Origin of the sequence: Streptomyces mesophilus (assembly GCF_040300965.1) — a bacterium.
Lineage (GTDB): Bacteria > Actinomycetota > Actinomycetes > Streptomycetales > Streptomycetaceae > Streptomyces > Streptomyces mesophilus_A.
Window position 1 is genome coordinate 1 of record NZ_JBEPEW010000243.1, and the last position, 7,815, is coordinate 7,815.

At 69.4% G+C, this 7,815-nt stretch carries 6 protein-coding genes and 1 pseudogene; all 7 read right to left on the reverse strand.

All coding sequences use genetic code 11. The features are described from left to right. Window positions 1-594: 594 nt before the first annotated feature. Entirely contained in the window at window positions 595-1,752 is a 1,158-nt protein-coding gene (gene ispG / locus ABT367_RS39755) for a flavodoxin-dependent (E)-4-hydroxy-3-methylbut-2-enyl-diphosphate synthase (RefSeq protein ID WP_199552716.1), read from the reverse strand. 89 nt (window positions 1,753-1,841) lie between these two features. Further along, window positions 1,842-2,918, reverse strand: a complete 1,077-nt coding sequence (locus ABT367_RS39760; RefSeq protein ID WP_352258649.1) for a transposase — start codon at window positions 2,916-2,918, stop codon at window positions 1,842-1,844. Further along, window positions 2,910-3,587: pseudogene (locus ABT367_RS39765) on the reverse strand (recombinase family protein); the annotation flags it as partial. The pseudogene ABT367_RS39765 and the gene ABT367_RS39760, both read right to left, overlap by 9 nt. 12 nt (window positions 3,588-3,599) lie before the next feature. After that, a complete protein-coding gene (locus ABT367_RS39770; RefSeq protein ID WP_352258642.1) occupies window positions 3,600-3,776 on the reverse strand; it encodes a hypothetical protein in 177 nt (58 codons plus the stop codon). A 164-nt stretch (window positions 3,777-3,940) separates the two neighbouring features. Next, window positions 3,941-5,251: a M50 family metallopeptidase gene (locus ABT367_RS39775; protein ID WP_352258644.1), complete on the reverse strand. Its 1,311-nt coding sequence runs from the start codon at window positions 5,249-5,251 to the stop codon at window positions 3,941-3,943. Then, window positions 5,248-6,531: a 1-deoxy-D-xylulose-5-phosphate reductoisomerase gene (gene dxr, locus ABT367_RS39780; RefSeq protein ID WP_352258646.1), complete on the reverse strand. Its 1,284-nt coding sequence runs from the start codon at window positions 6,529-6,531 to the stop codon at window positions 5,248-5,250. Before dxr ends, ABT367_RS39775 begins: the two co-directional genes overlap by 4 nt. 43 nt (window positions 6,532-6,574) lie before the next feature. Next, window positions 6,575-7,815 (reverse strand): arabinofuranosyltransferase (locus tag ABT367_RS39785; protein ID WP_352258647.1); only part of this gene is annotated, 1,241 nt, incomplete at its 5' end.

Consider the following 7,815-nt stretch of genomic DNA (forward strand, 5'->3'; position numbering starts at 1 on the left):
CTCCTCGGGCCACCGCTCCGCGGCGCCCCTCTCCGGGGGCTGCGCCCCCTGGCCCCCCGGCTCCGCCGCTCCGCGACGGGAAACTACGCGGCTGACAACCCCGGGGATGCCGGGGCTGACACCCCCGGGTGCCGGGGCTGACGCCCCCGGGTGCCGGGGCTGACACTCCCGGGCTGCTTCGCCGCTCCGCGACGGCGTGATGCCCGTCCCAACCGGCGTTGTCAGTGGGCGCCGATAGCCTGGAAAGGGCTTCGGCCCCCGGGCGGGAGGGGACTGTCTCCGCATGCGGAGTGCGGCCCCGCAGCCGCCCCGCCGGCAGCACGTCGCAGCGGCCCGCGGCCGCATGGTTGAGCGCGTCGCTCAGCGAAACGAAATGTGGGCGCGAGGCAGCGCCGCTCCCGCCGCCCGCAACACACCAACGCCCCGCAGGACCAAGTCCCACGGGGCGTAAGCGGAAAAGCAGAAAGCAGACGCCAGACAGCCGACGCAGACGCCAGACGCAAGACAGCAGACAGCAGACAGCAGACAGCAGACAGCAGACAGCAGAATCTCAGCCCGCAATCGGCAGTAACTCAGCCCGCGATCGACAGAAACTCAACCCGCAATCGAGACCGACGGCTCGCCCGAGGGGATGCCGTCCTTCTCCATCTGCTCGGCGATCTTCAGCGCCTCCTCGATCAGGGTCTCCACGATCTTCGACTCGGGGACGGTCTTGATGACCTCGCCCTTGACGAAGATCTGGCCCTTGCCGTTGCCGGAGGCGACGCCGAGGTCGGCCTCGCGGGCCTCGCCCGGGCCGTTGACGACGCAGCCCATGACCGCGACGCGCAGCGGGACCTCCATGCCTTCGAGGCCGGCGGTCACCTCGTCCGCGAGCTTGTAGACGTCGACCTGGGCGCGGCCGCAGGACGGGCAGGAGACGATCTCCAGGCGGCGCTGCTTGAGGTTGAGGGACTCCAGGATCTGGAGGCCGACCTTGACCTCCTCGGCCGGAGGCGCCGAGAGCGAGACGCGGATCGTGTCGCCGATGCCCTCGGACAGCAGCGCGCCGAAGGCCACGGCCGACTTGATGGTGCCCTGGAAGGCAGGGCCCGCCTCGGTGACGCCGAGGTGCAGCGGGTAGTCGCACTGGGCGGCGAGCTGCCGGTACGCGTTGATCATCACGACCGGATCGTTGTGCTTGACCGAGATCTTGATGTCCTGGAACCCGTGCTCCTCGAAGAGGGAGGCCTCCCACAGCGCCGATTCGACGAGCGCCTCGGGGGTTGCCTTGCCGTACTTCTTCAGCAGGCGCGCGTCCAGCGAACCGGCGTTGACGCCGATGCGGATCGGGGTGCCGTGGTCCTTCGCCGCCTGGGCGATTTCCTTGACCTTGTCGTCGAACTGCTTGATGTTGCCCGGGTTCACGCGGACCGCCGCGCAGCCGGCCTCGATCGCCGCGAAGACGTACTTCGGCTGGAAGTGGATGTCCGCGATCACCGGGATCTGCGACTTGCGCGCGATCGTGGCGAGCGCGTCCGCGTCGTCCTGCGTCGGGCAGGCGACGCGCACGATCTGGCAGCCGGAGGCGGTGAGCTCGGCGATCTGCTGGAGCGTGGCGCCGATGTCCGAGGTGCGCGTCGTGGTCATCGACTGCACCGAGACAGGGGCGTCACCGCCGACTGCCACGGTGCCGACCTGGATCTGCCGCGAGCGACGGCGCTCGGCGACAGTGACCGGTACGGACGGCATTCCCAGAGAAATCGCAGTCATCTGCTGTGCAACCCCAAGGTGTGGAGGTGTGGATCATGGTCCCGGGATGGGCGGGCTCCAATGTGCGAGATTACGGCACAGGGCACTTCTCAAGCACATCCCTCCCAGGTATCGCGCCCTCTCCTGCCACCGATCGCACCGGGGAACCCGACGTGAACCGTGAAGGGTGGCAACACAGGCCAGGCCTGTGCTGGGGTTCCCTTGGAAGCGGCGCCCAGGACTTCCATGATCGCTTCCCATGTGCCCGCCTTGAGCCACGTGATCTGACGCAGCCGGACCTTGCCGTACGGCCCGAAGCGCTCCGGCAGTTCCCGCCACATGGAGCCGGTACGGAGCCGGTGGAGCATCCCCAGGAAGGCGGCTCTGAGGTCCAGAGGCGTCCGAAAATGATGATTCCCGTGCCGTTCCCGCAGCAGCGACTCGACCTGCTGCCACTGCGCGTCCGACGGGTCCGGAGGCACAAGGGTGCCGGTCCGGAGATGCCAGAGCATCGTGCGGCATCTCGTTCCCTCCCGGTAGCGAAACGCAGGGTCCACAAGGCGCACGCATACGTTGGCACTGGCGACCAGCGCTCGCCGTTGTTCCGGGGGCATCTCGCGTAGCGACAGCATGTCCGAGGAAAGCGGCTGACCCGCCGGGTTCATCCCCGGGGAGACACCCTCCAGCTCGGCGAGCCAGGCACTCGCTTCGGTTTCGATATCGCGCAGACACGCGACGTCGGCCTCCAGGCGAGGAGAGGTCGTGCTCACGATCAGTTGCGCGGCATCGCCCGGCCCCAATGCGGCCAGGGAGTCCAATGCTCGCTCGTACTGGGAGACGACCAGTTGAAGCCGCTTCACCCGGTCGGCACTCAGGCGTGCGGAGGACCCGGTCACCCGCACGCCGGGCAGCATCGCCGGATGGCCATCCGGCAGCTCGAGAAGTAGTTGGTCCAGAAGGCGCCAGACCGCTGTCTCGACAACGTCCGCAGGAAGGAAAACGCAACCGCAGGAGTCCTTCCCCTGCACCCCAGAGCAGCGGTAGGTACGCAGCATCTCCTTGGAACGGAGACAGCCCACGTAAGCGCGACCGCAAACTCCCCGAATCCTCCCTGTCAACGGGTAGTCGGAGATCGGATTTCTCCTCGCCCGCGACAGCTCGCCCCGCGCCGTACGGACAGCCAGCATCCGCTCAGCGTCAATGATGGGCGGAACACTGATGGCAACGGTGTCCCCGAAGACCGGGGTGCCGTCCTCGCGAAGTTTCGTGGCGTGCCCACCCCACTGCCTGGACGGATTTCGGAACAATGCCTCGCCGGTGAAGGCCGCACTCCCAACGCGTCGTGCCAGGTTCGAGCCCGTCCACGGGCGACCGCTGCGCGTGCGAAGACCCAGGCAGTTGAGTTCGTCCGCCGCAGCTTCGAAGGTGAGGGCCGGCCGGGCCAGCAGCTCGGCGATGACGCGTACCGCTGCGGCCTCCGCCGGATCGATCTCCAGTTCCGCACCGTTGATCCGGTACCCGAAAGGCGGCGGCCCTCCGGCCCAGCCGCCCGCAAGTGCCTTGAGCTGCCTACCGCCCTGAGTCCGGTCACGAATCCCCTGCGCGTCCACCTCGGCTTCCCGAGCAAGCCGAGCAGTGCGGAGCAGCCGATCGGCAGAACCACCACCGGAGAGTGTCTCCGCGCAGGTCATCACCTCGGCACCCGAGTCCTCGATCTGCCAGAGGCAGCGCCAGATGGCTCGCACGGTCCGTCCCAGCCGGTCCGGGCGGTGCACCACCACGACGTCGATCCGACCGGCAGTGATCGCGTCGAGTAGTCGTGTGAGCCCTGGACGGTGGTACTCCGCCCCTGAGACCCCTTCGTCCTCCTACCCCCCGACGAGCGTCAGCCCCGGCTCATGAGCAACGAATCGCTCGATCGCCGATTTCTGGGCGGCGATCCCGTACCCGTTGCGCTGCTCCCCCGTGGACACCCGTACATACCAAGCCGCGTTGAGGCTGGATGCGCGTTCCGCGTACGCGGGCACGCCGGTATCGTGCGACATGTCAGTCCCTCCAGACTGGCCAGGCCCCGGGGTGTTCCAGCACCGCCGGGGTCATCCGTGACCAGGGGAACGTAGACCGCGCTTGATCACCCGCGGGCCGGAACGGCCGCGCGCCACCCTTGTGGGTGACGAGGGTGACGCGCTGTTTCCCGTTCCGGCTGTGATCAGCCCGCGACCCGGACCGGGTTGACGATGTCGGCCACAAGGACCAAGAGCGTGAAGCAGATGAAGATCCCGGCCACCACATAGGCGACGGGCATCAGCTTCGCGACGTCGAACGGACCCGGGTCGGGCCGCTTGAACAGCTTGGCCAGCCTGCGCCGCAGCGACTCCCACAGCGCGCCCGCGATATGGCCGCCGTCGAGCGGCAGCAGCGGGAGCATGTTGAACAGGAACAGGGAGAGGTTGAAGCCCGCGACCAGGAAGAGCATCATCGCGATCTGGTTCTCCGGCGGGATGTCCAGGGTGAACACCTCGCCGCCGACGCGGGCCGCGCCGACCACGCCCATCGGGGAGTCCTGCTTGCGCTCCCCGTCGCCGAAGGCGGCGTCCCACAGGTCGGGGATCTTGGAGGGCAGGGCGATGAGCGATTCGACGCCGTTCTGCATCATCTCGCCCATGCGGTCCACGGATTCACCGAAGGACTGCTCGACGATGCCGGACGCGGGGGTGAAGCCGAGGAAGCCGGCGTCCACGTACTTGCCCTCGACGTAGCCGCCGTCGCCGTCGGTCTTGCTGACCTGGTTCTTGATCAGGGTGGCGTGCAGTTCCTTCTTCGCGCCGTCCCGCTCGACCGTGATGGTGGCCGGGCCGATCGTGTCGCGGATCTTGGACTGGAGCACCGACCACTCGTTCACGGGGACGCCGTTGAACGCGACGATCTTGTCGCCCGCCTCGAGGCCCGCGGCCTTGGCGGGGGTCTCCTTGTCGGTCTTGCGGCAGGTGTCGCGCTTGACGCTCTCGCTCGCCGAGATCACGCAGTCGGAGACCCTGCTGACCGTGGTCGTCTGCTCGTTCCAGCCGAAGGTCATCAGGACGCCGAGGAAGATCGCGACGGCCAGGATCAGGTTCATGAACGGCCCGGCGAACATCACGATGACGCGCTTCCAGGGCTTGCGCGTGTAGAAGAGCCGCGTCTCGTCGCCCGGCTTCAGCTCCTCGAAGGCGGCCGACCGCGCGTCCTCGATCATTCCGCGCCAGGGCGACGTGGACCGCGCCTCGAGCTTCCCGTCGGGGCCCGGCGGGAACATGCCGATCATGCGGATGTAGCCGCCGAGCGGAATGGCCTTGATGCCGTATTCGGTCTCGCCCTTGTTGCGGGACCAGATGGTCGGGCCGAAGCCCACCATGTACTGCGGTACGCGGATCCCGAACAGCTTGGCCGTGGAGAGATGCCCCAGCTCGTGCCAGGCGATCGAGAAGAGCAGCCCGATCACGAAGACGACTATGCCGAGGATCATCATCAAGGTCGTCATGCACGAGCCTCCGCGGTCGCCTGGTTGTTCTCCGTACGGGAGGTGAGTCCCGCCAGTTCACGGGCCCGGGCGCGTGCCCAGGTCTCCGCATCGAGGACGTCCGCGACGGTCAGGGAAGTTCCCGATCGGGGTGTGCCGTGTTCGGCGACGACCTCCGTGACGGTCTCCATGATGCCGTTGAACGGCAGTGAGCCCTTGAGAAAGGCCTCCACGCACTCCTCGTTGGCGGCATTGAACACCGCCGGAGCCGTGCCCGCGAGCTCCCCCACATGTCGGGCGAGCCCCACCGACGGGAAGGCCTCGGTGTCGAGGGGGAAGAACTCCCAGCTGGAGGCCTTGGTCCAGTCGAAGGCGGGCGCGGCGTCGGGGATGCGCTCGGGCCAGCCGATGCCGATGGCGATCGGTCCGCTCATGTCGGGCGGGGTGGCCTGGGCGAGGGTCGAGCCGTCGGTGAACTCGACCATCGAGTGCACGTAGGACTGCGGGTGGACGACGACCTCGATGCGGTCGAAGGGGATGTCGTAGAGCAGATGGGCCTCGATGACCTCGAGTCCCTTGTTGACGAGTGTCGCGCTGTTGACCGTGATCACCGGGCCCATGGCCCAGGTCGGGTGCGCGAGGGCGTCCTCGGGCGTGACGTCCGCGAGCTCCGCCTTCGTACGGCCGCGGAACGGGCCGCCGGACGCGGTCACGACGAGCTTGCGCACGTCGGCGCGGGTGCCGGCGGCGAGCGCCTGGAACAGGGCCGCGTGCTCGGAGTCGACGGGGATGATCTGCCCCGGCTCGGCGAGCGCCTTGACCAGCGGGCCGCCGACGATCAGCGACTCCTTGTTGGCGAGCGCGAGGGTGCGGCCCGCTTCGAGGGCGGCGAGGGTCGGGGCGAGTCCGATGGAGCCCGTGATGCCGTTGAGCACGGTGTGGCAGGCGGACGAGGCGACTTCGGTGGCCGCGTCGGGGCCGGCGAGGATCTCGGGGAGCGCGTCGGGGCCGTACTGCGCCTCGAGCGCCTCGCGCAGCGCGGGCACGGCCGTCTCCTGAGCGACGGCGACCGTCTTCACGCGCAGCTTCCTGGCCTGCTCCGCGAGGAGTCCGACCCGGCCGCCGTTCGCGGACAGGGCCGTGACCTGGAACCGGTCGGGGTTGCGCAGGACCAGCTCGACGGCCTGCGTGCCGATCGAGCCGGTGGAGCCGAGGATCGCGAGCTCACGTGCTCCGTCTTCGAGGGAGACGGGATCGAAGACGAGATGCGGATCGGCGAGGGGGGCTGGACTGTCGCTCATTCCCCCATTGTTGCCCCATCGCCTGTGGTCCCAGGACCGGGTGTCACCTTTCCCCTACGTATGGATCACTTCCTTCCGGACGGACGGCTGCTTTGTGCACCCCGTCCCTGCGGGCGAGGACGGTGTACGGGCCGACGTCCCGGCGCGCGAACTCCCGCGGGGAGAAGAGCTCGGCGGGCAGGGTCGTGGGCAGGTTGATGCGGTTGGGCTGGTGCGGATAGTTGTCGCGGCCGAGGTTGATCGCGTACGCGGCCGGGGGCTCGTCCGCATGCAGGGGCTTGTCTGCTTGTGGGGGCTCGTCCGTATGCGGGGCGCGCCGCAGCACGAATACATCGGGTGCGTCGTACGGGCCATGGTCGAGGCGGGCGGTGAAGGCGGCGGGGTCGGTGAGGCGGGACCAGGCCCGGACCTCCTCGGTGCGGCCGGCGAAGTCGGCGAGCGGGTGGGCGTAGACGGGTTCGGCGGTGAGGTAGCCGTGGTAGGCGGCGCCGGACATGAGGCGCCAGTTGTCGGTGAGAACGGTCAGTTCCTGGGCCGGGCGGCCGGTTTCGCGCGCGATGGTGCGGATGAGGTCGGCGGGCGGGCGCGGGCCGTAGGCGGTGTCGAACTCGTGGCGCAGGGCGTCCGGGACGGTCTGGACGGCACTGAGGGCGAGGACCGCCGCGACGGCGGCCACCACCGCGGGCCTGACCCGTTCGCGCCGCCACCGCAGTGCCTCGGCCGCGGCGAGTACGCCCGCGGCGTACAGCGCGGCGAAGAGCACGGGATGGACGCGGAAGGAGAGCAGGCTCGCGCCGGCCAGGACCGCCAACTGGCTGAGCAGGCACCACAGATAGCAGGCGGCGACGAGGGTGAGCAGGGCCCGGGCGAGGGCGTCGCGGTGGGCGCGGGCGAGCAGCCAGACGGTGCCGGCCAGGCAGAGCGCGCCGGTGACGGAGGGCTCGGTCATCGGCAGCGGGAAGGAGGTCTGCTGCACCGGGATGTAGCGCAGGGCGGGGTTGGGCGGCATTCCGGCGGGGAGCGCGGCGGCCAGATAGGGGCCCCAGACGATCAGTGCGAGCGGCAGGGCGACGGCCGCCACCGCGCTCAGCCTGAGCAGGAGGGCGCGCGGTCCGCGGCGGCGCAGGAGTGTGAGGGCCATGAGGGTCAGGGCGAAGGCCCAGAACGCGGCGAGCAGGGTGTAGGTGAGCGCGGCGATCCCCAGGTAGAGCCCGCAGCCGGCCAGTACGGCGCGCGGGGCCCGGCGGGCCGCCAGGGCGCGGTGGGCGAGCACGGCGAGGGGCG

Bases quoted from the DNA above. Each gene is read 5' to 3' on its own strand.
- ABT367_RS39760 (WP_352258649.1), bottom strand. From the start codon at position 2,918: ATGCTGGCTGTCCGTACGGCGCGGGGCGAGCTGTCGCGGGCGAGGAGA.
- ABT367_RS39775 (WP_352258644.1), bottom strand. From the start codon at position 5,251: ATGACGACCTTGATGATGATCCTCGGCATAGTCGTCTTCGTGATCGGG.
- ispG (WP_199552716.1), bottom strand. From the start codon at position 1,752: ATGACTGCGATTTCTCTGGGAATGCCGTCCGTACCGGTCACTGTCGCC.
- dxr (WP_352258646.1), bottom strand. From the start codon at position 6,531: ATGAGCGACAGTCCAGCCCCCCTCGCCGATCCGCATCTCGTCTTCGAT.
- ABT367_RS39770 (WP_352258642.1), bottom strand. From the start codon at position 3,776: ATGTCGCACGATACCGGCGTGCCCGCGTACGCGGAACGCGCATCCAGC.